The 24,202-nt window shown below is 67.7% G+C and carries 28 protein-coding genes and 1 riboswitch; of the genes, 14 read left to right on the top strand and 14 right to left on the bottom strand.

The genetic code is table 11. From position 1 onward, the window contains the following. Window positions 1-120: 120 nt before the first annotated feature. The 4 genes from ACMX37_RS12935 to crtY are packed head-to-tail and all read right to left on the bottom strand — an operon-like array spanning window position 121 to window position 4,469. On the bottom strand, window positions 121-1,074 hold the full coding sequence (locus ACMX37_RS12935; protein ID WP_483146316.1) for a phytoene/squalene synthase family protein: 954 nt from the start codon (window positions 1,072-1,074) through the stop codon (window positions 121-123). Between the two features lie 10 nt (window positions 1,075-1,084). Further along, entirely contained in the window at window positions 1,085-1,666 is a 582-nt protein-coding gene (locus tag ACMX37_RS12930; protein WP_483146315.1) for an LOG family protein, read from the bottom strand. Further along, on the bottom strand, window positions 1,663-3,225 hold the full coding sequence (locus tag ACMX37_RS12925) for a phytoene desaturase (protein WP_483146314.1): 1,563 nt from the start codon (window positions 3,223-3,225) through the stop codon (window positions 1,663-1,665). Before ACMX37_RS12925 ends, ACMX37_RS12930 begins: the two co-directional genes overlap by 4 nt. Continuing rightward, window positions 3,222-4,469 carry a lycopene beta-cyclase CrtY gene (gene crtY / locus ACMX37_RS12920; RefSeq protein WP_483146313.1) on the bottom strand — a complete coding sequence of 416 codons (1,248 nt, stop codon included), beginning with the start codon at window positions 4,467-4,469 and terminating at the stop codon, window positions 3,222-3,224. Before crtY ends, ACMX37_RS12925 begins: the two co-directional genes overlap by 4 nt. 212 nt (window positions 4,470-4,681) lie before the next feature. Between crtY and ACMX37_RS12915 the strand changes: the two genes are divergently transcribed. The 5 genes from ACMX37_RS12915 (at window position 4,682) to ACMX37_RS12895 (ending at window position 10,214) form a co-directional block, all read left to right on the top strand. Continuing rightward, window positions 4,682-5,659, top strand: coding sequence for a MipA/OmpV family protein (locus tag ACMX37_RS12915; RefSeq protein ID WP_483146312.1), 978 nt, complete (start codon window positions 4,682-4,684; stop codon window positions 5,657-5,659). Window positions 5,660-5,745: 86 nt separating this feature from the next. Continuing rightward, entirely contained in the window at window positions 5,746-7,026 is a 1,281-nt protein-coding gene (locus ACMX37_RS12910) for a metal-dependent hydrolase family protein (RefSeq protein ID WP_483146311.1), read from the top strand. A gap of 34 nt (window positions 7,027-7,060) precedes the next feature. Beyond that, window positions 7,061-7,170, top strand: a riboswitch (TPP riboswitch). Between the two features lie 40 nt (window positions 7,171-7,210). After that, a complete protein-coding gene (thiC, locus tag ACMX37_RS12905) occupies window positions 7,211-9,082 on the top strand; it encodes a phosphomethylpyrimidine synthase ThiC (RefSeq protein WP_483146310.1) in 1,872 nt (623 codons plus the stop codon). A gap of 91 nt (window positions 9,083-9,173) precedes the next feature. Then, on the top strand, window positions 9,174-9,644 hold the full coding sequence (locus tag ACMX37_RS12900) for a hypothetical protein (RefSeq protein WP_483146309.1): 471 nt from the start codon (window positions 9,174-9,176) through the stop codon (window positions 9,642-9,644). Between the two features lie 57 nt (window positions 9,645-9,701). Next, window positions 9,702-10,214 carry a Rid family hydrolase gene (locus ACMX37_RS12895; RefSeq protein ID WP_483146308.1) on the top strand — a complete coding sequence of 171 codons (513 nt, stop codon included), beginning with the start codon at window positions 9,702-9,704 and terminating at the stop codon, window positions 10,212-10,214. 195 nt (window positions 10,215-10,409) lie between these two features. On the opposite strand, the gene ACMX37_RS12890 is transcribed toward ACMX37_RS12895, so the two are convergent. Both ACMX37_RS12890 and ACMX37_RS12885 read right to left on the bottom strand, forming a co-directional pair. After that, window positions 10,410-11,114, bottom strand: coding sequence for a hypothetical protein (locus ACMX37_RS12890; RefSeq protein WP_483146307.1), 705 nt, complete (start codon window positions 11,112-11,114; stop codon window positions 10,410-10,412). Then, window positions 11,107-12,450, bottom strand: a complete 1,344-nt coding sequence (locus ACMX37_RS12885; RefSeq protein WP_483146306.1) for a solute carrier family 23 protein — start codon at window positions 12,448-12,450, stop codon at window positions 11,107-11,109. The genes ACMX37_RS12890 and ACMX37_RS12885 overlap by 8 nt, the downstream gene beginning before the upstream one ends. A gap of 114 nt (window positions 12,451-12,564) precedes the next feature. On the opposite strand from ACMX37_RS12885, the gene ACMX37_RS12880 reads away from it, so the two are divergent. Continuing rightward, window positions 12,565-13,170, top strand: a complete 606-nt coding sequence (locus ACMX37_RS12880; RefSeq protein WP_483146305.1) for a hypothetical protein — start codon at window positions 12,565-12,567, stop codon at window positions 13,168-13,170. Window positions 13,171-13,442: 272 nt separating this feature from the next. On the opposite strand, the gene ACMX37_RS12875 is transcribed toward ACMX37_RS12880, so the two are convergent. Beyond that, window positions 13,443-14,198, bottom strand: a complete 756-nt coding sequence (locus tag ACMX37_RS12875) for a GGDEF domain-containing protein (protein ID WP_483146304.1) — start codon at window positions 14,196-14,198, stop codon at window positions 13,443-13,445. 263 nt (window positions 14,199-14,461) lie between these two features. Between ACMX37_RS12875 and ACMX37_RS12870 the strand changes: the two genes are divergently transcribed. The 3 genes from ACMX37_RS12870 (at window position 14,462) to ACMX37_RS12860 (ending at window position 15,421) form a co-directional block, all read left to right on the top strand. Further along, complete coding sequence (locus tag ACMX37_RS12870; protein WP_088913406.1) at window positions 14,462-14,674, top strand: cold-shock protein; 213 nt, start codon at window positions 14,462-14,464, stop codon at window positions 14,672-14,674. Between the two features lie 71 nt (window positions 14,675-14,745). Next, window positions 14,746-14,976, top strand: coding sequence for a hypothetical protein (locus ACMX37_RS12865; RefSeq protein WP_483146303.1), 231 nt, complete (start codon window positions 14,746-14,748; stop codon window positions 14,974-14,976). A 91-nt stretch (window positions 14,977-15,067) separates the two neighbouring features. After that, window positions 15,068-15,421, top strand: a complete 354-nt coding sequence (locus ACMX37_RS12860) for an HPF/RaiA family ribosome-associated protein (RefSeq protein WP_233996870.1) — start codon at window positions 15,068-15,070, stop codon at window positions 15,419-15,421. A gap of 24 nt (window positions 15,422-15,445) precedes the next feature. Here ACMX37_RS12860 and ACMX37_RS12855 read toward each other — a convergent pair whose 3' ends face one another. Further along, window positions 15,446-16,672, bottom strand: a complete 1,227-nt coding sequence (locus ACMX37_RS12855) for a hypothetical protein (protein ID WP_483146302.1) — start codon at window positions 16,670-16,672, stop codon at window positions 15,446-15,448. A gap of 73 nt (window positions 16,673-16,745) precedes the next feature. Further along, window positions 16,746-18,002 carry an FAD-binding domain-containing protein gene (locus ACMX37_RS12850; protein WP_483146301.1) on the bottom strand — a complete coding sequence of 419 codons (1,257 nt, stop codon included), beginning with the start codon at window positions 18,000-18,002 and terminating at the stop codon, window positions 16,746-16,748. Between the two features lie 63 nt (window positions 18,003-18,065). Here ACMX37_RS12850 and ACMX37_RS12845 point away from each other — a divergent pair, with 63 nt between their 5' ends. Together ACMX37_RS12845 and ACMX37_RS12840 are read left to right on the top strand one after the other, a co-directional pair. Beyond that, on the top strand, window positions 18,066-18,500 hold the full coding sequence (locus ACMX37_RS12845; protein WP_483146300.1) for a COG3650 family protein: 435 nt from the start codon (window positions 18,066-18,068) through the stop codon (window positions 18,498-18,500). Window positions 18,501-18,529: 29 nt separating this feature from the next. Further along, the gene (locus ACMX37_RS12840; protein ID WP_483146299.1) at window positions 18,530-18,937 is read left to right on the top strand and encodes a GFA family protein; all 408 of its coding nucleotides are present in this window, start codon (window positions 18,530-18,532) and stop codon (window positions 18,935-18,937) included. On the opposite strand, the gene ACMX37_RS12835 is transcribed toward ACMX37_RS12840, so the two are convergent. After that, window positions 18,934-20,403 (bottom strand): S41 family peptidase, encoded by a 1,470-nt coding sequence (locus ACMX37_RS12835; protein WP_483146298.1) that lies wholly within the window; start codon window positions 20,401-20,403, stop codon window positions 18,934-18,936. The two genes, ACMX37_RS12840 and ACMX37_RS12835, sit on opposite strands and share 4 nt — an antisense overlap. A gap of 241 nt (window positions 20,404-20,644) precedes the next feature. Between ACMX37_RS12835 and ACMX37_RS12830 the strand changes: the two genes are divergently transcribed. Both ACMX37_RS12830 and ACMX37_RS12825 read left to right on the top strand, forming a co-directional pair. Beyond that, entirely contained in the window at window positions 20,645-21,235 is a 591-nt protein-coding gene (locus tag ACMX37_RS12830) for a YbhB/YbcL family Raf kinase inhibitor-like protein (RefSeq protein WP_483146297.1), read from the top strand. 31 nt (window positions 21,236-21,266) lie between these two features. Further along, window positions 21,267-21,518: an SWIB/MDM2 domain-containing protein gene (locus tag ACMX37_RS12825; protein ID WP_088913414.1), complete on the top strand. Its 252-nt coding sequence runs from the start codon at window positions 21,267-21,269 to the stop codon at window positions 21,516-21,518. 40 nt (window positions 21,519-21,558) lie between these two features. Here ACMX37_RS12825 and ACMX37_RS12820 read toward each other — a convergent pair whose 3' ends face one another. The 3 genes from ACMX37_RS12820 to ACMX37_RS12810 are packed head-to-tail and all read right to left on the bottom strand — an operon-like array spanning window position 21,559 to window position 22,624. Next, the gene (locus ACMX37_RS12820; protein ID WP_483146296.1) at window positions 21,559-21,792 is read right to left on the bottom strand and encodes a DUF3253 domain-containing protein; all 234 of its coding nucleotides are present in this window, start codon (window positions 21,790-21,792) and stop codon (window positions 21,559-21,561) included. Then, window positions 21,789-22,187: a DoxX family protein gene (locus ACMX37_RS12815; protein WP_483146295.1), complete on the bottom strand. Its 399-nt coding sequence runs from the start codon at window positions 22,185-22,187 to the stop codon at window positions 21,789-21,791. Before ACMX37_RS12815 ends, ACMX37_RS12820 begins: the two co-directional genes overlap by 4 nt. Continuing rightward, window positions 22,184-22,624 (bottom strand): cupin domain-containing protein, encoded by a 441-nt coding sequence (locus ACMX37_RS12810; RefSeq protein WP_483146294.1) that lies wholly within the window; start codon window positions 22,622-22,624, stop codon window positions 22,184-22,186. Before ACMX37_RS12810 ends, ACMX37_RS12815 begins: the two co-directional genes overlap by 4 nt. Before the next feature lie 51 nt (window positions 22,625-22,675). Between ACMX37_RS12810 and ACMX37_RS12805 the strand changes: the two genes are divergently transcribed. After that, a complete protein-coding gene (locus ACMX37_RS12805) occupies window positions 22,676-23,992 on the top strand; it encodes a dipeptidase (RefSeq protein WP_483146293.1) in 1,317 nt (438 codons plus the stop codon). Here the strand turns inward: ACMX37_RS12805 and ACMX37_RS12800 are convergent, their stop codons facing one another. Continuing rightward, window positions 23,993-24,154, bottom strand: a complete 162-nt coding sequence (locus ACMX37_RS12800; RefSeq protein ID WP_483146292.1) for a hypothetical protein — start codon at window positions 24,152-24,154, stop codon at window positions 23,993-23,995. It abuts the gene before it with no gap. Window positions 24,155-24,202 lie beyond the last annotated feature (48 nt).

Below are 24,202 nucleotides of genomic sequence, written 5' to 3'. Positions count from 1 at the left end.
CCCGACTGGCGATAAAGAAAACCGTTCGTGCTGAGCTTGTCGAAGCACTGCACTTTCTTCTGGATCGGTCGGAAGAGAAGGACGGCCCTTCGACAGGCTCAGGGCGAGCGGACAGTGGAGTCACCCCTTGGGCCGGTAATCCGCAATGCCCCAGTCGATCCCGCCCTTGGGCATCTTCTCGCGGTTGATCACTGCCGAGAGGAAGGCGCGCACGCCGTAGAGCGCCTTCTCGCCCCTAGGCACATAGGTCCGCGAGTTCCACGCCTCGGTCCCCCGCGCGCGCACCTTGCGGCCGATCGCGCCGTAGATCCTTGCGGCGGAGAGCACCGCCCAGCGGCTGCGGAAGGGGAGCTTGGCCGCGCCCACCCTTGCTGCCGCCTCGTGCTTCTCCACCAGCGCGACCAGCCGCGCGGCCATCTCGGCGAGTTCCTTGCGGTGGTGCGGCTTGGTGTGCTGGCCCGGCTCGATGTCCTGTTCGACCAGCCATTCGACGGGGAGATAGCAGCGCCCCGCCGCATCGTCCTCGACGATGTCGCGCGCGATGTTTGAAAGCTGGAAGGCGAGGCCGAGATCGTTCGCCCGGTCGAGCGTTTCCTGATCCTCGGGCGAGACGCCCATCACCACCGCCATCATCACGCCCACCGCGCCCGCGACGTGGTAGCAATAGCGCAGCATGTCGGCCTCGGTGCGCGGGCGCCAGTCCTCGGCGTCGAGCTGGAAGCCGGCGATCACGTCCTCGGCCATCTGCGGGGTGAGGCCGACTTCAGCGGCGACCACGCCCAATGCGTCGAAGGCCGGATCGCCGGTGGGTTCGCCCGCGAAGGCCAGCGCGGTCAGACGGCGGATATGGGCGAGGCGTTCGGCAAGGTCGGACTGGTCGCCCAGTTCCCCGCCCAGTTCCTGGTTGTCGGCGATGTCGTCGGCGCGGCGGCACCAGGCGTAGAGCAGCCACGCCCGCTCGCGCGTCTCGCGGTCGAACAGGCGCGCGGCCGCGGAGAAGCTCTGCGAGCCGTGCTTGATCGTCAGCCGTGCGTGTTCGACCAGCGCGGCGCGGGTGGCGGCATCGACCCCCATGACGCGGACCCTACAGCTCCTCGGCCTTCATGCGGAAGATCGGGGTGTGCGGCTGGTAGGCTTCCATCTTGGCGAGCAGTTCGTGGATCGAGGTCGCCGCGATCAGGATGTTCTGGTGCGCGGGCCGCACGAAGCCGACCGCCGCCATCTTCGCGTTGAAGGCGAGCAGATCGTCGTAGAAGCCGAAAGCGTTGAGCAGGCCCACGGGCTTGGAGTGGTAGCCCAGCTGCGACCAGCTCATCGCCTCCCACAGCTCGTCCATCGTGCCCACGCCGCCCGGGATGGTGACGAAGCCGTCGGAGAGGTCGGTGAACTTCTGCTTCCTCTCGTGCATCCCGCTTACCGTGACGAGCTCGTCGCAATCGTGGTTGGCGACTTCGGCCCGCACCAGGCTTTCGGGGATGATTCCGATCACCTCGCCGCCCGCATCTTTCGCCCCCTTGGCGACCGCGCCCATGAGACCCAGCCTGCCGCCGCCATAGACGACCCCGATCCCGCGCCGCGCGAGTTCGGTGCCGACGTCATGGGCGAGCTGGATGTAGCGCGGATCCTCGGGCGAGGCCGATCCGCAGTAGACGGCGAGACGTTTCACGCAGGCACCCTCGCCAGATCCTCCAGCATCAGGCCGGCGGTCGCCTTGGCGCTGCCGACCACGCCCGGGATGCCCGCACCCGGGTGCGTGCCCGCGCCGACGAGGTAGTAGTTCTCGATCACGTCGTCGCGGTTGTGGCCGCGCAGCCAGGCGCTCTGCCACAGCACGGGTTCGAGGCTGAAGGCGCTGCCCATGTGGGCGTTGAGGTCGGCCTTGAAGTCCTTGGGCGCGTAGCTGAACTTGGTGATGATCCGCGAATGGATGTCGGGGATCAGGCGCCGCTCCAGCTCGTCGAGGATCATCTTTTCGAGGCGCGGGCCGACCTCGTCCCAGTCGAGCGGCATCTTGCCCATGTGGCTGACCGGCACGAGCGCGTAGAAGGTGCTCTTGCCCTCGGGCGCCATGCTGGGGTCGGTCACGGTCGGGTGGTGGAGGTAGATCGCGAAGTCCTCGGGCACCACGCCGTTCTTGTAGATGTCGTCGAGCAGGCCCTTGTAGCGCTTGGCGAACAGGATCATGTGGTGCGGGATGCCGGGCCAGGTGCCCTCGATCCCGAAATGCACCACGAAGAGGCTGGGCGAGAAGCTCTTGCGGCCCAGCGACTTGGCCATCTGCTTGCCGCGCGCGCTCTGCGACATCAGGTCCTTGTAGGAATGCATGATGTCGGCATTGCTGGCGACCGCGTCGAACCGCTGGCGGAAGCCGCTCTTCGTTTCCACTTCCGTGGCGCGGGTTCCCAGCGTGTGGACCTGCACCACCGGATCGCCGACGCGCATCGTGCCGCCGAGCCGCTCGAAATGGCGCACCATTCCCGCGATCAGCCGGTTGGTGCCGCCGCGCGCCCACCACACGCCGCCGTCCTTCTCCAGCTTGTGGATGAGGGCGTAGATCGAGGAGGTGTTCATCGGATTGCCGCCGACCAGCAGCGTGTGGAAGCTCAGGGCCTCGCGCAGCTTCTCGTTCTCGACATAGCTCGACACCATCGAATAGACCGAGCGCCACGCCTGCTCGCGGATCAGCGCGGGCGCGGCCTTCAGCATCGACTTGAAGTCGAGAAAGGGCTTGGTGCCGAGCTTCAGGTAGCCCTCGCGGTAGACCCGCTCGGAATATTCAAGGAAGCGCGCGTAACCCGCCACGTCGGCGGGGTTCAGCTTGGCGATCTCGGCGTTGAGGCTCGCCTCGTCGTTCGAATAGTCGAAGTTCGTGCCGTCGGGCCAGTTGAGGCGGTAGAAGGGCATGACCTTCATCAGCTCGACATCTTCCGAAATGTCGTGGCCGGTCAGCTGCCAGAGCTCCTCGAGGCACGGCGGATCGGTGATGACGGTCGGGCCGGCGTCGAAGGTGAAGCCGTCCTTCTCCCAGAAATAGGCGCGCCCGCCGGGCTTGTCGCGGCTTTCGATCACGGTGGTGGCGATGCCCGCCGATTGCAGGCGGATCGCCAGCGCCATGCCGCCGAAACCGGCGCCGATCACGCAGGCGGTGCGGCCTTCGTAGCGTGCCGCGAGCGCGGGGTTCACGCCTTTCGCGCCCGCAAGGTTGAGCTTCGCATCGGCGTTCATGCCGGGGTCTCCATGTTGAGAGGCTTGCCTGAAGAGAACAGCGCGCGGATCGCGCGCGGGATAGCTACGGGGGGCTTGCCGGTAAGGATGCGCAGGCGATCGGGCCATGTCGAGCGGCCCGCGTAGAAGCGTTCGACCAGCCGGCCCTTGAGCGCGTAGAAATGTTCGAAGACGACCACCCGCTTGTCGGGTTCGGCCGCCTCGAACAGCATCCGGCTGAGCATCCGGTAATAGGCAGTCGCGCCCCAGTGGCGGGTCGCGCGGCGCTTGCAGAAGGCGGCGAGTTCGGTGCCCGACACTTCCGGCCGCCGCGCCAGCAGCCCGGCGATGGCGAGCGCGTTGTCGACCGCGAAGGGCAGGGTGTAGCTCGTCAGCGGATGCGAGAAGCCGCCCCGCGCGCCCGCCAGCGCCACCCCGGGGATCGCGACCTCGGCCAGCGCGGCGCGGAAATCCCCGCCCGAGATCACCGGCAGAATGCCCGCCTCCTGGTCGATCACCTCGCCCTGCCAGCCGTGGCGGCGGGCATATTCGGCGACGCGGCCCTTCAGCACCTCGGCGTCCATCTTCGGCTGGTCGGCATAGTAGGTGTCCTCGACGAACACCTCGGTGGGCGAGAGGGGCAGGACATAGACGAAGCGGTAGGCCGCGCCGTTGCCGTGGGGCGCGACCTGATCGACGCTCGCATCCATGATCACGGGGCGGGTGAGGCCGTGGGGCGTCTCGCAGCGGAAATGCTGGCCGAGGAACACCTGCCAGCCGCCCGCGAGATGCTTCGATGACTTGAACGCGCGGCAATCGATCACGCGCCTGGCCGCCAGCCGGGTGCCGTCCGCCAGCGTCACCCCGCCCGCATCGAGCCCTGCGACCTTTGTCCCGAGCATCACCCGGCCTTCGGGCAGTTCGCCCATCAGCGCGCGGTGGAACTCGGCGCTGGCGAGCGAGCGGTAGGAGGTCGGCAGGGTGCGGCCATAGGCGGGGAAGGTGATGTCGTAGCCCTCGTCCCAGCCGTTCAAGCCGAAGCCCGCCATCAGCCCGCGCGCCTTGGGACGGATGTCGGTCTCGAACCAGCTCCAGCGGTGGTGCCCGCCGAGCGTGCGACCGGCCTCGATCACGAGGAAGCGGCAGCCGGGGACGTGGCGGTGGAGCGCGAGCGCGATCAGCCCGCCCGCAAGACCTCCGCCGACGATCACCACGTCGTGGGGGGCGGCATCGGCGGCGGCGGGGCTGGCGGGTGAATCGACCATCTCCACAATGCCCTAGGCGAGAGGTGCGCAATGGGCAATCGCGCTGCGCCCCCTCGGGCAATTGCCATGTTGCAACATCACGCGCGGGAACCTATGCGCGCGCCGCCGTTTCTCGCACCAGACCGCGCATGGCCCGGGCCGGGGTGCTCGTGCCGCCGCGCAGGAATGTGCAGGGACCGCCCCGAATTCCCCGCAAGAACAAGGATCGCACCATGTCACCTCGCCCGGCCCTCGCCCCGCTCGCCCTCCTCGCCGCCCTTGCGGCAACCCCCGCGCTCGCCGCCGGGGATGAAGGTGCCGCCGCAGACAGCGAAGCGACGGCCAGGGCCGAGGACGCGCCCGAGATCGTGACCGTTGCCGCCCAGGCCGCGCCGCAGGGTGCCCCCGCCGGATCGCCGCCGCCCTTCGCCTTCACCAAGCCGGTGTTCGACGACACCTGGGCGACCATCGGCCTCGGCGCCGGGCTGGTGCCGAGCTATGCCGGGTCCGACGACTACATCGCCTTCCCCTTGCCGCTGATCGTCGGCCGCGTCGGCGGGGTGGGGATCAGCCCCAACGGGCCGGGCTTCCTGATCGACCTCAACCCCGGCAAGCCCGGCCTCGTGCCGCAGAAGGGCGCGCGCATCGCTTTCGGCCCGGCCTTCCGTTTCCGCAACGACCGCAATGTCCAGATCAAGGACGATGTCGTGGCGCGCGCGGGCAAGCTCGACGCGGCGCTCGAGGTGGGCGGCCATGTCGGGCTGGTGTGGCGCAGCGTCGCCAAGCGGCTCGACCAGCTGAGCGTCGGCGTGCAGGCGCGCTGGGACGTGCTTGGCGCGCACGAGGGCATGGTGATCGAGCCGCAGATCACCTACCGCGCCGCGGTGGGCCGCAGCTTCGTGCTCCAGGCCCAGGCCAGCGCGGAATTCGTCGACGACAATTTCGCCGATTACTACTTCACCGTCAGCCCCGCGCAGGCGCTCGCCACCGGCCTGCCGCGCTTCCGCGCCGACGGCGGGCTCAACCGTGTCGGCACCACGGCGATCCTCTCCTACGATCTCGACCGCAACCCGCTGAACGGAGGGTGGGGCCTGACCGGCGTGGGCGGCTATTCGCGGCTGATCGGCGACAGCGCCGACACGCCCTACACGGCGCTGCGCGGCGATGCGAACCAGTTCATCCTCGGGCTGGGCCTGTCCTACACCTTCTGATCCGCTGCGCCCCTGACGCTCTTGCCTTGATCGCCCGGCCGCGCCATCAGGTGCGCGGGGTCGATCGAGGCGAGGGAGACAGGATCATGCGCAATTTCCGGAACATCGTGCTGGCAGGGCTGGCCGCCACAGGGAGCCTGCTCGCCGCGCCGCTCGCCGCCGAGACGGTCGCGATCCGCGCCGGGAGCGTCATCGCCGACGCTGCGGGTGAGCCGAGCGGCCCGGCGACGATCCTCGTCACCGACGGCAGGATCGCCGGCATCACCCCCGGCCACGGCCCCGTCACCGCCGACCGCGAGATCGACCTTCGGGGCAAGACCGTGCTGCCTGGGCTGATCGACCTGCACACCCACCTCACCGGCGATCCCGGCGGCGATTTCTGGAAGGAGGCGGTCGAGCCCGACGAATGGGGTGTGGTCGTGGGCGCCAAGAACGCGCGCCTCACCGCGCTCGCCGGCTTCACCACCGTGCGCGAGGCGGGGAGCGGCAAGGACACCGCCTTCTCGCTCCGGCGCGGCACCGCCGAGGGGCTGGTGCCGGGCCCGCGCATCGTCGCCGCCGGCCCCGCGCTGTCGATCATCGGCGGCCATGCCGACACCAACGGCTTCCGTTCCGAGGTCAACGAACTGCTCGATTCGGGCTTCACCTGCACCGGCGCGGTCGAATGCGCGGCCAAGGTGCGGCTCGCCAGCCAGAACGGCAGCGACGTGATCAAGATCACCGCCACCGGCGGCGTGCTGAGCCAGCAGGGCCGCGGCCTCGAGGCGCACTTCACGCCCGAGGAAATGAAGGCGATCGCCGACACCGCCCACTCGCTGGGCCTCAAGGTCATGGCTCACGCCCATGGCGCGCGCGGCATCCAGCAGGCGGCCGAGGCGGGGATCGATTCGATCGAGCACGGCACCTATCTCGATGAAGCCGCCGCCAAGGCGATGAAGGCCAGCGGCACGGTGCTGGTGCCGACGCTGATGGCGCTCGAGGGCGTCTCCGAGGGCCTCGGCAAGGGCGTCTACACCCCGGTCGTCGAGGACAAGATCCGCGCCGTCCAGCCGCTGATGAACTCGCTGGTGAGCCGCGCGCGCCAGTTCGGCGTCACCGTCGCCTTCGGCACCGATGCCGGCGTCTACCAGCACGGTCGCAATGCCGAGGAACTGGGCCTGATGAAGAAGCAGGGCATGTCCGACCGCGAGGTGCTCGCCTCGGCGACCACCGTGGCGGCCAAGGTGCTCGGCATGGAAAACCAGATCGGCCGCCTCGCGCCGGGCTATTCGGCGGACATCATCGCGGTCGAGGGCAATCCGCTCGCCGACGTGACGGTGCTGGAGAAGGTCGGCTTCGTCATGGTGCGGGGGCGGGTGATCGAGTGAGGCTCGACACCCCGCCGCAAAGGCTCTAATCCACACGCCATCCCCGGGGAGCGCGCTTGCGCTGAGAGGTGGGTGTAGCACCCCACGACCCGTCGAACCTGAACCTGTTAACACAGGCGGAGGGAGTGGGCTGGTCGCTGTGCCAAACCCCCGCTCGCTTTCCGCCGTGAGGAGAGAGAGCATCATGGCCGACATCAACAGCCCCGTCGAAATCGGCGTCACCACCGGTCCCATCCGCGGCAGCCGCAAGGTCTATGTCGGCGCGCGCACCGGCAGCGGCATCCGCGTGGCGATGCGCGAGATCGACCTCGAGGGCGGGGAGCCGAGCGTGCGGGTCTACGACACCTCGGGACCCTACACCGACCCGAACGCCCACATCGACATCAACGCCGGCCTCGCCCCGCTGCGCCGCGACTGGATCATGGCCCGCGGCGATGTCGAGGATTACGAGGGCCGCGAGGTGAAGCCGGAGGACAATGGCCGCCTCGGCCCCGACCGCTCGGGCGGCGTCGCGCAGTTCCCGAACACGGTGAAGCGCCCGCTGCGCGCGAAGGCGGGGATGAACGTCACCCAGATGCACTACGCCCGCCGCGGGATCATCACGCCGGAAATGGAATATGTCGCCGAGCGCGAGAATCTCGGCCGCGAGATCGCCAAGGACCTCGTCCGCGACGGCGAGAGCTGGGGCGCGGAGATCCCCGATGTGATCACGCCGGAGTTCGTCAGGTCGGAGGTGGCAAGGGGCCGCGCCATCATCCCCTCGAACATCAACCACCCCGAAAGCGAGCCGATGGCGATCGGGCGCAACTTCCTCGTCAAGATCAACGCCAATATCGGCAACTCCGCAGTCGCCTCGGACGTGGCGCAGGAAGTCGACAAGATGGTCTGGGCGACCCGCTGGGGCGCGGACACGATCATGGACCTCTCGACGGGGCGCAACATCCACGACACCCGCGAGTGGATCATCAGGAACTCCCCCGTCCCCATCGGCACCGTGCCCATCTATCAGGCCTTGGAAAAGGTCGGCGGCATCGCCGAGGAGCTGACCTGGGAGATCTTCCGCGACACGCTGATCGAGCAGGCCGAACAGGGCGTCGACTACTTCACGATCCACGCCGGCGTCCGCCTGCCCTACATCCCCATGACCGCCAAGCGCGTCACCGGGATCGTCTCGCGCGGCGGCTCGATCATGGCCAAGTGGTGCCTCGCCCACCACAAGGAGTCCTTCCTCTACGAGCATTTCGACGAGATCACCGAGATCATGAAGGCCTATGACATCGCCTATTCGCTGGGCGATGGCCTGCGCCCCGGCTCGATCGCCGACGCCAATGACGAGGCGCAGTTCGCCGAGCTCTACACGCTGGGCGAACTCACCAAGCGCGCCTGGGCGCAGGACGTGCAGGTGATGATCGAGGGCCCCGGCCACGTGCCGATGCACAAGATCAAGCAGAACATGGAAAAGCAGCTGGAGGCCTGCGGCGAGGCGCCCTTCTACACCTTGGGGCCGCTCGTCACCGACATCGCGCCCGGCTACGACCACATCACCAGCGGCATCGGCGCGGCGCAGATCGGGTGGTACGGCACGGCGATGCTCTGCTATGTCACGCCGAAGGAGCACCTCGGCCTCCCCGACCGCGACGATGTGAAGGTGGGCGTCGTCACCTACAAGCTCGCCGCCCACGCCGCAGACCTCGCCAAGGGGCACCCCGCCGCCCAGGTGCGCGACGATGCGCTGAGCAAGGCGCGCTTCGAGTTCCGCTGGCGCGACCAGTTCAACCTGTCGCTAGACCCCGAGACCGCCGAGCAATACCACGACCAGACCCTCCCCGCCGAGGGCGCGAAGTCGGCGCATTTCTGCTCGATGTGCGGGCCCAAGTTCTGCTCGATGAAGATCACGCAGGAAGTGCGCGACTTCGCCGCCAGGCAGAACGCCGGGATCGAAACCTTCGTCGCCAGCGAGGCCGAGGCCGAGGCGGGCATGGCCGAAATGAGCGCCAAGTTCCGCGAGGTCGGCAACCAGCTCTATGTCGGCGCGGGAGACCGCGAGCACGATTGAGGCGCACAAGTCCCCCTCCCGCTCGCGGGAGGGGTCAGGGGTGGGCCAGCGGGCCGCGAGGCCCGCGCCCGGACATGAGGGGGGAAGTGACATGACCAAGGCTAGGTCCATCGCGCTGGCTCTGGCGGCAGGCGCATTCGTGCAGGCTCCGGCGCAGGCGCAGCAGGTCGACTGGGCGGCGGCCAAGGCGGCGTTCGACGCGCCGAAAAGCCAGCCGCCCAAGGCCGTCACCCGCGGTGATCTGATCGCCTGCAACGTGTTCTGGACCGAATGGATGCGCCAGGGCGTCGGCCCGGCGACAATTGCGAAGGAACGCGGAGCCGATGTCCATCCTGGGCTGCTCGAACAGAATGTCTATGCCAACATGACCTCGACCGGCCTGCGGCTCGCCACCAAGGTTCCGGGCGAGGATATGGCGCAGATCAGAGCCCAGACCGACGCGATGACACGCCAGATGGAGCGCGCGGCCGACGAGACGGTGAGCAAGGCGCTGAAGGGCGACATGGGCACGATGCTGGGCATCATGGGTCTGCTGGGCAGCTGCCAGATCATGTCGGACTGAGCGCAATCAGAGCCCCGCGCCCACCCCAACCCCTCCCGCTTGCGGGAGGGGCAGGGGGTGGGTAAGCTTCCGGCCTTCAAGGGGGAGGGAACCACGATGCACCACACCACCATCCGCGCCGCCGCCGTGCTGGCGCTTTCGCTCGCCGCCACCACCGCCGCCCACGCCGAGGCGCCGCCCAAGCAGACGCTCATGCCCGAGGACCCCGAGGCCCGCGCCTTCCAGGAGGCGGTGGGCTTTTCCGATGCGGTGGTGCACGGCGACACCATCCACCTCTCGGGCGTGATTGCCGCGCCGCTGCCGGGCGAGACGGGCCTCGTCCCCGCCTATGAACGCGCCTTCGCCCGGATGGACGCGACGCTGAAGCGGCTCGGCGCGAGCTGGGACGACGTGCTGGTGTTCGACACCTTCCACGTCGGCCCGATGGCCGCGCAGCTCGACGATCTGGTGACGGTCAGAAGCCGCTACATCAAGGCCCCCTTCCCGGCCTGGACCGCGGTGGGCGTGGCCGAACTCTACGAACAGGATGCGGCGACGGAGATCAGGCTGACGCTGCGCAAGCCGGGGTGAAGGGGCGGATGTCCCCTCTATTCGAGAAGGGGGCAGAGGGTATCGGCTCAAGGCTGCGAGGACAGGGCGAGCGATGCGAAACCGAACTCTTCGGTTCAATCCCTATCCAAAAGGGAAGGGGCATTGCAGCGTATGACGATCTCAGCGATGGAGGGCGAGAGAGTCAGTAGCCGGAGAGAATTAGCGGCTCGAGAATTACTCGATGCAATTCTTCTGTTCAGACGCAGGCACTGGAATTTTCCAAACAATCACGTCTGTGTAGCGGCGATCGGACTTGGGATAAGTCTCTTTAGTAAATTCCAAGCCGCAGACCTTTGCAACGATTGTTTCGCCAGGTTCAAACGAAGAAAAATACCCGGGTGACCTATAAATATTCGTGCTGTTCACGCGATCTGGTGTGAATATTTCAATGGGGGTCAGCGATGGTTCTTGGTGCCCCTTGATTCCGTCCCCGGTCGTTTCGACCAATCCCCCTTTTCCGTCCGATTCGAGGTTTGGCCGTTCAAGCCACGCCTGGATTTCAATTCGTGGCGGCGCAGGCTTCGCAGGGTCGGCGTCTTCAGTCGCCTGGGTTTCAGATGCGCCCAAGCCATAGGCGCCGATCGTGACAAAAAGCGATATCAGTGCTGCACCCAACAGCGTCCTTACGAGCCGAGGCTCTTTCTCGGCGATCGCGAGGACGCTGATTGTAAGAACCACGAAAATGGAAAAACTGACAGCAGCAATTGCATAAAGCGATAGACCTGCCAGCCAAGTGACGGGTGCACTAATGATGGCCACTGCATTTGCTGCAATAGCTAAGTGCCGCTCATACCTCTGTGGCACAAAGCCGGCATCGGATTTGCTCTTGCGATCCTCCGGAAGACCTTCAGGCGAGTCTGGCGTGTCGGTCTTATTCATATTCAACAGGGATACTGTGCTTTTGTTCGCCGATGTTGAGGATCCAGTTCAGAACGATTGTCAGGATCGTTGCCGTGACGATACCATTGATCTCCGCACCAGCTACCTTGAAGGTCAGATTGCCCGCACCAGCCACAAGGCCGATACCGGCAACGATCAGCGTCTTGCTTTCCAGGAAGTTAATCTCGCCGTCGATGATGCCGCGTTGCCATATCGAGCCCGCTGCTGCGGTAATGAGGCCAAACATGGCCAGCGAGAGGCCGCCGATAACTGGAAGAGGAATGCTCAGAATAACTGCACCAAACTTTGGCGAGAAGCCAAGAGCCATTGCGATTAACCCTGCTGCAATAAACGTGATGGATGAAAAGTTATTGGACAGCCGCATGACAGCCATGTTCTCGGCATAGGTGGTCAGGCCAGGGCCTCCAAGCAAGCTCGAGCCCATCGTTCCAACAGCATCGCCAAGAAAAGTCTTTCCGATTTTGTCGTCAAGATTCTTGTTGATCATTGCGCCAATTGCTTTCACGTGACCCAAATTCTCAGCAATCAGGACTATAACGACTGGTGCAATGGTCAAGGCTGCCCCGATCGTGAAAGTCGGAGCTGTAAACTCTGGGATACCGAACCATGCTGCATCGGCAATCGCTGCAGTTTTTATCGGATCAATAAGTTGCAGAACATTGCCGCAAACGAAGTAGAAAACATAACCGACCACGCCGCCGATCAAGATCGGGATAACTTCGAAAATCCGCAGAAAACTTTTCTTTCCGTCATTTTTTCTCACAATCCTTCCCGGTGCATAGACACTCCATGCCACGACCACCAGTAAGGTAACGAAGGCCGAAGCGATGCCGATCGGCGACGACCCGATTTGCGAAATGGCAACCCCGGCGAGGCTGATCCCGATGATTGCGACGATTGTGCCGCTCACAAGATCAGGCAGAAGTCTTTCGATGAACTTCGGGCCAACAAGAATTACCAGGCCCGCGACTAGCGCATAAATTACCCCAGCAACAAAAATGCCACCAAGTGCAATATCGATGTTCGGATTGGGGCCGCTCCCGGAATACCCGCTTGCGACACCTACCGCTGCGATAAAGGCAAATGACGAGCCAAGATAGCTCGGAACCTTAAAATTTGTAATGAAGATGAACACTATAGTTGCTATGCCGGATAAAAAAATCGCGGTGTTAGGATTAAATCCCATCAAGATGGGTGCTAACACAGTCGCGCCGAACATTGCCATCACATGCTGAAGGCCTAGGCCAAAGGTGATAGGCGCTGGCGGATGATCTTCCGGCAGGAAGAGATTCGTTTTCGACGTATCCGAAGTCATGCCGCCCCCCTGTTAGCTAACAGATAGCAGCACAACCTCGAGTGAATTCCAAGACAAAACTTGCTGTGGTGATCACCCCTTTCCTACACCCCCCTCTCTCGTCATCCTCGCCCGATGACTCACGCTCCCGCTCCGCGCCCTTCGGGCCGTTCGCCGCAGTCTGCCGCGCTTGCCACCATCCGCCGGGATGGGTGGACCATCGAGCGGCAGACCGCCTTTCTCGAAGCCCTCGCCGCGGGCGCCTCGGTGGCTGGGGCGGCGCAGCAGGTGGGGATGAGCCGGCAGGCGGCCTATGCCCTGCGCGCGCGGTTGAAGGGCGAGCCCTTCGATCAGGCTTGGCAGGTCGCGGTGCGCTGCCGACTCGACGAGCTGCTCGACGCGGCGCTCGACCGGGCGCTCCCCGGGGTCGAGGTGCCGCACTTCCACAAGGGCCATGTCGTCCACGTCTCGCGCCGCTATGACGAGCGGCCGACGGTCGCGCTGCTCAAGGCGCGCGAACCGGCGCGCGGCGGGCAAAGGGCACCGCAGGGGCATCCGGCGCAGCGTTACGGGCGCGAGGATTTCGCCGCCTTGCTCGACCGGGTGGCGCAGGGCCCCGAGACATGGGACGCCGAGATCGAGGAGGAATACCAGGCGCTTCTCGCCCACGAAGCCGAGATCGACGCCGCCGAGGCCGCCGAGAAGGAAGCGCGCGAGAACGGCGAGTATGACGGGGACTAGGCCCGCCGAGGGGCGAAAAACGCCGCGCAAAGTGTCAACTTCGCTCTTGGCGCGCAAGGCTCGGAAAAAACAGCAGAAAGTGTGTAGGGTTCCGAAGTTTACAGTGTCAACTTTGTAAACTTCGAAGGGGAGGATCGGCCCGCAAAGCTTGGGCGATGGCCCGGTCCGCCAACGGACGGACCGCAAGGCCGAACGGCCGCCCGCAGGCGCCCGCAGCGAAGCGGAGGAACGGCGCCGCGGACGAGGGCGCGGAGGCGCCCTCGAAAGACAAGCTACGCCGCCTTCTCGATCCGGTTCCGCCCTGCCTGTTTGGCGGCGTAGAGGGCGGTGTCGGCGCGGGTGATCAGGCGGTCGGTCGCCTCGCCCCCGCGGCGCGCGGCGAGGCCGAAGCTGGCGGTCACGCGGTGGGGGCCGGCGGGCGTGATCAGCGGGGTGTCGGCGACCGCGACGCGCAGGCCCTCGATCCGCGCGGCGAAGGCGGCGAAGTCGGCGGTGCGGGCGGCGATCAGGAACTCCTCGCCGCCGATCCGGGCGATCAGCCAGTCGGCCGGGATCATGCGGCGCAGCATGGCGGCGAAGTGGACGAGGCTGGCGTCCCCGCCGTCGTGGCCGAGCCGGTCGTTGACGCGCTTGAAGAAGTCGAGATCGGCGATGGCGAGCGCGAGCGGCTCGGCGGCGGGGGCCCCGGTCCATGCGGCGAGGCGGGCGAGCGCGTGGCGGCGGTTGGCGAGGCCGGTGAGCGGGTCGGAATGGGCGAGCCGTTCGAGCTCGGCGCGCGAGGCCTCGAGGCGCAGGGTGAGGTCGGCGATCCAGGCGAAGGCGAGGCTGGCGACGACGAGCGGGATGGCGACCGCGGCGGTCATCGTCCCCGCGTAGTCGATGGTGCCGAACTGGGTGAAGGAGAGGTGGGCGAAGGCGGCCGAGGCGAACACCGAAGCGCCCACGACCAGCGCCCCCGTGCGCCACAGGCGGCGGCGCAGGGCGGGCGTTGCGCCGGGCGCGGCGCGGGGGGCGGCAGGCGGTTCCATCGCGCCGCAGGATACAGGAAAGCGGTGCGACAAGTCTTAACGCGGCCCTGCGTGGAGCGATGCGATTAGGTCGTGGGGGCAAAGCGTGCTACAGGGGTCCCGCTGACGTCGAAATTTGCGACGGACTTCCGACTTTGCGCTCCGCCGCTTGCCTCAGGGCCCCGGCGTTAACCAGACGACGACTTCCTTTCATCGGACGGCCTGACGCACGACCCTCCGGCATGTTGCCGGGGGGCAACCAACTGTTCTTGAAAGGAACACCCATGAGCAGCAAGACCGGAACCGTGAAGTTCTTCAACACCGACAAGGGCTACGGCTTCATCCAGCCCGACGACGGTTCGTCGGACAGCTTCGTCCACATCACCGCCGTGCAGGCCGCAGGGATGCACAGCCTCGATAAGGACCAGCGCCTGAACTACGATCTGGAACGCGGACGCAACGGCAAGGAAAGCGCCGTCAACCTTTCGGCCGCCTGATCCGAATACCGGGGGCAGGTCCGCGACTCGGCGGCCTGCCCCCCATGACCGACTCCCGCCTACCCCCTCCCATGGCAGGACACCCCCCGATGGCCCAGACCTACGAATTCTATCGCGAGCGCGCCGACGAAGCCGCCGCCCTCGCCGAGAAGGCGACCCTCGAGAACGTGCGCGAGCGCGAGCTCAGGTCGGAGAAGACCTGGCGCGGCCTGGCCGAGCATGCCCGCAAGACCATCGTGGAACGCGAGAAGGCCGAACTCGCCCGCGCCGAGCGCCGCGCGGCGGAGGACCCGTCGCGCTGAACGGCTCGCCCGATTGCGCTGGAAAGACGCGGGCAGATCATCCATATTCTTCCCGGGCAACAGGATACTCAAGCCAGAGGAGAAGATGCCCATGAGCACCATGCAGTTCCAGTTCAACACCGATAGTTCGGTGATGGGAACAGAGGAAGTGGCGCAGCGGATCGAGGCGCAGGTGCGCCAGCGGCTGGAGCGTTTCTCCGATCGCCTGACGCGGCTCGAGGTTCACGTCTCGGACGTCAACGGGCGCAAGCACGGTGCCGACGACAAGCATTGCACCATCGAGGCCCGCCCGCGCGGCTCGCGCCCCATCGGGGTGACCGGCAAGGCGGCCGATGTCGATGCGGCGGCGCGGATTGCCGCCAATACGATGGCAGAGCGGCTTGAGCGGTGGTTCGGCAAGGCCGAACGGCACAGCCGCGATCCCTCGCCCGACAAGCAGATCTGATCGCCACGGGCGCGCGGCGGGGCGCTAGGCCTCCTTGCGCCCGAACACCTTGGCCCTGAGGCCCCGGCCGCTGAGGCTCGGCAGTCCGGGGCGGCTCGGGCTCGGCGCGACCACGCGTTCGGGTGGCGGGGCAGGGGGCTGGGGCGGTTCGGGCGGCGCTGCCGGTTCGCCCGCCTTGCGCACCTCGAAGCGCCCGCCGATCCCCTCGGCCAGCTTGCGCTTCTCGCTCCACTCGTTGGCGAGCGCCATCTTGGCTTCCTCGTCGTCCGGCATGACCGCTGCCGGGAAGGCGCGGTCGTCGAAGACGTTGACGTCGGGCACGTGCTCGGGCGCGACGAAGCCGTGGTCGAGGTGCTTGAGCGGCACCAGTTCATAGACCGGCACCTCGGCGGGGGCGGTCTCGCCGTCGCCCATGTCCGCGCCGGCATCGTGGTGCAGCACGCGGTAGGACAGGCTGCGGTCCTCCGGGCCGAAGGTGTCACCATCGGGGATGACATAGCCGTTCGGCATGGTCGCGACCTTCAGGAAGGCGAAGATCGTCTCGTAATTGGCGGCCCAGGGCAGGACGTGGGGCCGCACGATGACCTCGCGCCCGAGCCAGTGGCGCGCACCGAAGGTCTGGATGCCGACCCGCGCTTCCTCGCCCGGGCCGGGACGCGGGCCGAACAGGAAGGGGTGGATATGGAGCGGCCCCGGCGCCTCGTTCGATGCGGCCAGACCGTCGAACAGCTCGCCCGCGACCAGCAGGTCGGACTGGGTCCAGTGCACCGCGAGCGGCATGGCGTGCTCGACGGCGATGCGCGCAAGCAGCGCGAGCAGCTGCAGCCGCCGCTCGAACTGGGCCTGCGTCGCGCCCGACGGGGGGCGACCGATGGACGCGAACATGGCCGCGATCTCGGGGTTCTCCTCGACCCCGCCGAACACCCCGTGCGAGACCTCGAGCAGGATGTGGCTGCCGCTGCGGGCGATGCGTTCGCGGATGTCGGGGGTGACGATGCCGGTGAAGGGCGAGGACAGGGCGGGGCGGAACAGCTCGGGCGCGGCGGGGTGGCTCAGGTATTCGAGCGTCACCATCAACTCCTCGGTGCCGCCGAACAGCCGGTAGAAGCGGCCCGGGTTGGCCTCGGGGACGTTGAACTGCGTGCCGGAGCGCATCTGCTCGATCCGGGTGAAGTCGCGCATGATCGCCTCGAGCTCGGTGATCGGCCGGTCGAACAGCAGACAGGCCTGGAGGCGGTTGGGATAGAGCATGGCGCGGCGGGCCCCCGGGGCGTGGATGACGGCACGCCGCCTTAGCGCGGGCAGGGTTAATTCCGGGTTGAGATCACCCCGCCGGGTCCGCCTCCGTGCCCGCGATCCCGCATTCCGCAAGCAGCCCCTCGATCGCCTTGGCGACCCCGAAGAACCCCGCCTTGGCTAGCGGCCAGGTGGCGCGGTCGAGATCGCAGAGCAGCGTCAGAATGCGGCCTTGCGCGGCGAGCGGGGCGAGTTCGGGCCACAGCGCGTCGCCGGTCCAGCCCACGGGGAGATAGGGGAGCGCGATGCGGCCGACCCCCGCCTTCGCCAGCAGCGGCGCGAGCGGTTCGCCTGAGCGCCATTCCACCGCCGGGCAGCCGAACGCCGCTGCCGCCTCGGCCATGCCGGAGGCGACCGCCCCTTCGGCGAAGGCCCGCGCGTGCTCGCCGACGGAGCCTGGCGAGCGCGCATCGGGCCGTGCTGCGCCGATCACCAGCGCAGGCGCGACCGGCAGGACGAGCGGCAAGTGATGCGCGGCCTCGTCATGGAGCAGCAGCGCAAAGGGCTCGGCGAAATCGGCTGCGGTGACGGGGCGGGGCAGGTCGAGCTTCCGGCGCGCATATTCCTGCGTCTCTTCGAGCGGTTCGGCCTCGTCCCCCGCGAGCCGCGGCGCGGCGAGCGGCCCCTCGGGCCTGCCCGCGGTATAGCGCGCGATGTTGTCCGCGCGGGCGAGGTAGTGCTTGCCCCGCGTATGGAGCCCCGCCACCCAGCGCCACGACAGCGTGTTCGATGCCGCATCGGCATCCATCAGGTGCCGCAGGAAGAAATCCGCACCGAGCCGCCAGTCGAGCTTCAGGGTGAAGATCCAGATGCTCGCAAACCACATCCGCGCATGGTTGTGGAGGTAGCCGGTGGCGACCAGCTCCCTCGCCCAGACGTCGAAGGCCTCGATCCCCGTGCGCCCCCCGGTCGCTTCCTCGTAGGCCTTGCGCAGACCCGCGTTGCGCGCGAGGGCGGCGCGCGCGCCCTCGAGGTCGCGGCGGAAATCCTCCCAGATCGCGGGGCGCTGTTCGAGGTAGCCCTTGAAGTAGATCCGCCAGAACACCTCGGCGACGAACTTCTCGGCCGCGCGCGGGCTGTGCTGGCCGAGCACCGCCTCCAGCACCTCGGTCTCGCCGAGCAGTCCGGCGTGGAGCCAGGGCGAAAGCTGGCTGACATTGCCGCGCCCGGAGCCGTCGCCCGGGCCGTCGTCGGCGTTGCGGGACTCGGCATAGCGGCGGCCGGCGGCGGGGAGGAATGCGGCGAGACGCGTCTGGCCGCGCGCACGGGTCGGGGTGAAGTCCATGCGCGCCCAATGCCTTGGCGCAGGGCTGGTTCCGGCCTATTCCTGCAAGTCAGGAGAGACGCCATGCAACCCCGCCACCTGCCGCTCGCCGCGCTGCTGATCGCGGCTGCCGCCTGCACTCCCGCTGCCCCGACCGACGGGATAGACCCGCAAGGCAAGACCTTCGATGCGGTCGGGCCGGATGAGGTCGTCACCCTTCTCGGCACCGAGCCCTTCTGGGGCCTGAAGGTCGAGGGGGACGAGGGGCTCTGGACCACGCCCGAGAGCCAGCCCGGCACCCGCTTTGCCGTGACGCGCTTCGCCGGCAACGGGGGCCTCGGCTTCTCCGGCACGCTCGACGGCAAGCCCTTCACCGCCACGCTCACCCCTGGCGAATGCAGCGACGGCATGAGCGACCGGCGCTTCCCCTTCGTCGCCACTATCGCTTTGGAGGGCACGACATTGCAGGGCTGCGGCTATACCACCGCACAGCCGTTCACCGGCGATCCGGCGCCCTGAGCGGCGCGTGAAGGGGGAGAGACGAGGCCATGACCATCACCGGAGGCTGCCTGTGCGGCAAGGTGCGCTACACCTGCGAAAGCGATCCGCTGCTCTGCGTCACCTGCCACTGCAAGAACTGCCAGCGCCAGGCGGGCAGCGCGCTGTCGGTGATCATCGGCGTGCCCGAGGACGCGGTGGCGTTCGAGGGCACACTCACCACCTACAACGACACCGGCGACAGCGGCGCGACGGTGCGGCGGCAGTTCTGCGGCACCTGCGGATCGCCGGTCTTCACCCGGGTCGACAGCCCGCCGGGGATGATGTTCATCAAGGCAGGGACGCTCGATGACACGAGCATCCTGAAGCCCGCCTTCCACTGCTACGCCAAGAGCAAGCAGGACTGGGTCGACCTCGGCGATCTCCCCGCCTTCGAAACCGTTCCCGAGGGGCTCTAGAACAGCCCCGGCAGCTCGTGCTGGGCGGGCTCGGGCCGGCGCGGCTGGAGCGGCAGGCGGTCGGGCAGATCGATGCCCTGGCGCGCGTTCTGGCCCTGGTCGATGCCGCCCGCCACATCCGGTGCCGATCCTCCGCTGATCGGCGTGCAGGCGCGCCCGGCGAGGAAATCGAGCGCCGCCGCGATCGAGGCCTCGCGCGGATCGCCGAGCGGGCGGGCGAGATCGTCCCCGGCGCGGCAGGTGTTGGGCACCACGCTCGCAAGGCCGGTGAAATAGTCGCCCTGGTTGTTTGCATTGACCGTCTGGAAGGCGACCGCGCGCACGCGCAGGTCGCAGGCGGCAAGGTCGAAGCCGAACTGGCCGACCGGCTTGCCGAAGGAATTGGCCCCGACCAGCGCGAGGTTGTTGCCGAGATAGGGGATCAGCGAATTGGTGACGAGCTCGCTCGCCGAGGCGCTCGATCCGGTCGTGATCACCGCCACGCGGGTCGGGGCGATGGCGTTGGCCTCGGTGCGGAACAGCCGGGTGGTGTTCTGCGAGGCCTTGGAGGGGCGCAGCACCTCGCGGCTCCACACCTGCCCGACGCGGCCCGCGCCCATCAGGTCGCCGAAGGTGTCGGCGACATCGACCAGCCCGCCGCCGTTGTAGCGCAGGTCGATGATCAGCTCGCGCACGCCCTGCGATGCGAACTGGCCGAAGGCGGCGCGCAGCTGGTTAGCGGCATCGGCCACCACGAAGGTCCGCAGGTTGATGTAGCCGATCCGCCGCGCGCCATCGTTGAGGATCAGCGCGCCGTAACGGTCCGACACCGGATCGAGCGCGAAGGTGGTCTTGGTGATCGACCGCTCGACGATCGCGCCGTCCGGCTGGACAAAGCGCAGCACGCGGGTGACCCCCGGATCGGACGGCCCGAGCGCATTGGCGACCGCCTGCGAGCCGCCGCTGGCGAACAGGCTGGAGACGGTCTGGAGGTTTGCGGCCGTGGTGCCGATCGCGGTGATCTCCGCCCCGCGGTCGAGCCCCGCGGCAAGCCCGCTCGCGCCTTCATAGGCCTCGACCACGAACAGGCGGCGATTGGCATTGTCGTAGGACAGGCGGATGCCGAAGCCTGCCGAGGAGCCGGAATTGATCAGCGCGTTCTCCTGCGCGATCGAGGTCGCGAAGGTGAAGAAGCGGTCGCGGTTGGCGGCGCGGGCCGGAGCGACGCGGGCGTCCAGATAGTCGTCGAGATTGTTGAACGAGGCCGGGTTGGCGTTCGCGAGCAGGTCGGGGAACAGATACCATTCGTTGAGCACGCTGTCGGCGAAATCCTGCTGGGCGCGCAGCGAGCAGCCCGAGGGCGTTGGCGTCGGCGCGGGCGTTCCCCCGCCTCCGACGGCGACCGGCGGCGCGGAGGAATCGCCGCCACCGCAGGCGGCCAGTTGCAGGGCCAGGACAAGGCTGAGAGCGGTGCGGGCGAAGGTCACGACGCGGGCAACTCCGGCAGGAAATGAGGCCGGGAAGGGGTTGGCCTCGTGCGGCAGGGATGCCTCGGGACCGGGCCGAGAGCAAGCTGCCTGCGGCGGGTCGCTGCCGAATTGGCTGAAAAGCGTGACCATTTTGCCTGCATTTGCAGGGTTTTCCTCAGAAACCGCCAAAATCCGTGTTGCAAAGTCTCGTATCGCGCATCCGAAGGGACTAGCACGAGGGCGATGAAGCGACAGAATCATGACTGATTTCCCCGCCTGGCTCGCACCATCGGTGCCCGCGTCCGCGCGTCATCCCGGTCTCGCCGTGGCGAAGCTGGGGTCGGCGCAGGCGCTCGGGCGCGGCGGTTTCGCGCTGACCAGCCCGGCGTTTCGCGGCGGGGAGGAACTCGATCCGAGCTTCACCGCGGCCGAGGAGGATGCTGTCGCCCCGCCGCTCGAATGGAGCGCGCCGCCGCCGGGTTCGGCGGAACTGGTGCTGGTGGTCGAGGATGCCTCCGCCCCGGGTGCAGATCCCGCCTGCCACTGGCTCGTCTGGGGCCTCGCCGCGCAGCGCGGCAAGCTGCTCGAGGGCGAGACCCCGCCGCGCACCGGCAAGAACGCCGCCGGCAATTCCGAATGGCTGCTGCCCGCCCCGCCCGAGGGCGAGACGCGCCACTACCTGTTCCAACTGTTCGCGACCGAACTGCCGCTGGTGCTGATGCCCGGCGCGGGGAGAGCGGAACTGCTCGCATCGCTGCAAGGGTCGGTGACGGCCTGCGCGGTCCTCCACGCCACGGTCACCGGCGGCGGCGAGGACGAGGATGGGGCCTTCGAAGACGATGATTTCTGATCAACCTGCCACTGACATAAGGGAGTAGAAGATGGCTGGAACGACCAACGCACTGCAGAAGCCGGTCACCCTTTCGGGTGATCTCGAGGCCGTGATCGGCAAGGGTCCGATGACCCGCGCCGAAGTGACCTCGAAGGTGTGGGAATACATCAAGGCCAACGGCCTGCAGGACAAGACCGACAAGCGCCAGATCAATCCCGATGCCAAGCTCGGCGCGGTGATCGGCAAGGACCAGATCTCGATGTTCAAGATGACCGCTGCGGTCTCGAAGCACCTCAAGTAAGTCTGGCGGTCGCCGGACGGCGGCCTTCAGCCTTCGCACATCAGCGGCGCGCGATCCGGTAGGGTCCGCGCCGCTTTTGCATGGCGGCGCCCTTCCACGACAGGGTGACGGTGCCTGCCTCCACGAGCGCATCGGCGGCGGCATGGACCGCATCCATCTCCGCCCGCCAGTCGCCCCCGGGGCCTGCGAGCCTTCGGGCGGCCTCGCTCGGGCAGATCGTCGCGCCCGCGGCGCGTTCGGCGAGGAGGGCTAGGATCGCCTGCTCGGGCGTCATGCGGTCTTGCGGCGCAGCGGCAGGCACTCGCCTACCCAGAGGGCGAGCCAGATGATCGCCGGCTGGGCGATCATCCGCGGCACGTGGTAGGCAAGGCCGAGCCCGCCATCCGGCTTCGCCATGTCGAGCGCGAAGTGGTTGATGTTGGCGGGCCACACGCACAGGGCGTAGAGCGCAAGGCCCCACCCCGCCGCCTGCCGCAGCTTCTTCGAGAAGGGCTGCACCAGCCCGATCGCGCCCGCGATCTCGGCCATCCCGGTCCACAGCACCACCGCCTCCGGGGCAGGCACCCAGTCGGGCATGATCGTGAGGAACGGCGCGGGCCGCGCGAGGTGGACGATGCCGGCCAGCAGGTAGAAGGTCGCGAGCACCCAGCGCAGCACCGCCCTCGTCACGCGCCCGGTTCCCACCCCGGCGCGGCGAGGGTGAAGCCGGCGAAGTCGAACCCCGGCACCACCACGCAGGAGACGAGGCTGAAGCCGTGCCGCGCCTCGCCGTGGGGCCGGGCGGCCTGCCATTCGTGCGGCGCGACGAGCCCCTGCAACTGCTGCCCCGCAGCGACATCGCTGCCGAGGATCACCGACCGCGCCGGACCCTCGTCGCCCGCGGCAAGCCGCAGCTCGACCGGATCGCCCGCCTGCCAGATCCACAGCTCTGCGGCATCGACCCTGTGCCAGTGCGAGGCCTCTCCGGCGCGCAGCAGGAAGACGATGGCGGTGCCCGCTGCGCGTCCGTCCGGCCCGGCCTCGCCCCGCCAGGTCTCGCGATACCATCCGCCCTCGGGATGGGCGGCGAGGCCCAATTGTTCGATCAGCCGTGCCGCGCTATCCATCGTCGTTCCTTGCCCGCATCCTCGCGCGCTCTAGCTTCGGGAGCCTCCCCCATGCAACTCTCCGCGATTGTCCGTCCCATGCCCTCGCTGGCTGCCCTTGCCGCCGCGCTGCTGCTTGCGGGGCCTGCCGCAGCCCAGCCGGTGAGCGAGGAACAGGCCGCCGCAACCGCGCGCGCCGCGCTCGAGGCGGCGCCGGTGTTCGACGGGCACAACGACGCCCCGGGCCAGCTGCGCTCGCGCGAGAACAACCAGATCAACGATTTCGACTTCACCGACACGCTCGACGAGCACGAACACGCCGAGGGCGCGGCGGGCAGCCCCATGCACACCGATCTCAACCGCCTGCGCGAAGGCAAGGTGGGGGCGCAGTTCTGGTCGGTCTACGTTCCCCACAATGCCGACGAGGCCAAGGCGGTGCAGGAGACCATCGAGCAGATCGACGTCACCAAGCGCCTGATCGCGCGCTATCCCGATGCCCTGCGCTACGCGCTGACCGCCGACGAGGTGGAGCGCGCGATGCGCGAGGGCAGGATCGCCTCGCTGCTGGGGATGGAGGGCGGCTATTCGATCGGCTCGAACCTCGGCGTGCTGCGCCAGTTCCACGCGATGGGCGCGCGCTACATGACGCTGACCCACAACTTCAACATTCCCTGGGCGGATTCGGCGACCGATGCGCCGAAGCACGACGGGCTGACCGATTTCGGCAAGGACGTGGTGCGCGAGATGAACCGGCTGGGGATGCTGGTCGATCTCAGCCATGTCAGCGAGGCAACGATGATGGACGCGCTCGACGTGGCGCGGGTGCCGGTGATCTTCAGCCATTCGGGCGCCCGTGGGGTGACGGGCCATCCGCGCAACGTGCCCGATTCTGTGCTGAAGCGCCTGCCGGAAAACGGGGGCGTGGTGATGGTGGTCGCCCTGCCGCGCTTCATCAACGAGAAGGTGCGCCTGTGGGATGCCCGGCGCGCGGGCGTGATCGCGGCGGCGCGGGTCGAGCATCTCGGCAATCCTGCGGCGGCGGCCAAGGCGGTGGAGGCGTGGGTCGCCGCCAATCCCGAGCCCAAGGCAAGCATCAAGGATGTTGCCGACCACATCGACCACATCCGCAAGGTGGCGGGCGTCGAGCATATCGGCATCGGCGGCGATTACGACGGGATGCCGACCGGCCCCGTCGGCATGGAGGACGTGCGCGGCTACCCTGCGCTGTTCACCGAACTCGCGCGGCGCGGCTATTCGCAGGCCGAGCTGGAGATGATCGCGAGCCGCAACATCCTTCGCGTCATGCGCGCTGCCGAGGCCCATGCCGCGCGCGCGGCAGACGAGCCGCCGATCGAGACGCTGATCGGCGCGCCCGCCGTGACGCCGTGATCAGTGCGCCGCGCGGGCGAGCGCCGGGATGATCCACACGAGGCTCATCGCAACCACCGCGAGGCCGAGGCTGAAGGCCAGCACGTAGCGCAGCCCGGTGTTGCTCACCGCGCCGCGTGCGGCTTCGTCGTTGATGCGGATCGATTCCCTCGGATCGGCCATTCTCGCTCTCCCCTGTTATTGGCTTACGTTACGGAAACATGTTCCGTA

The sequence above is a fragment of the Porphyrobacter sp. THAI-01a genome, from assembly GCF_056868655.1.
The sequence above is the reverse complement of the archived record's forward strand: the minus strand, read 5'-3'. Positions and strand labels throughout refer to the sequence as shown.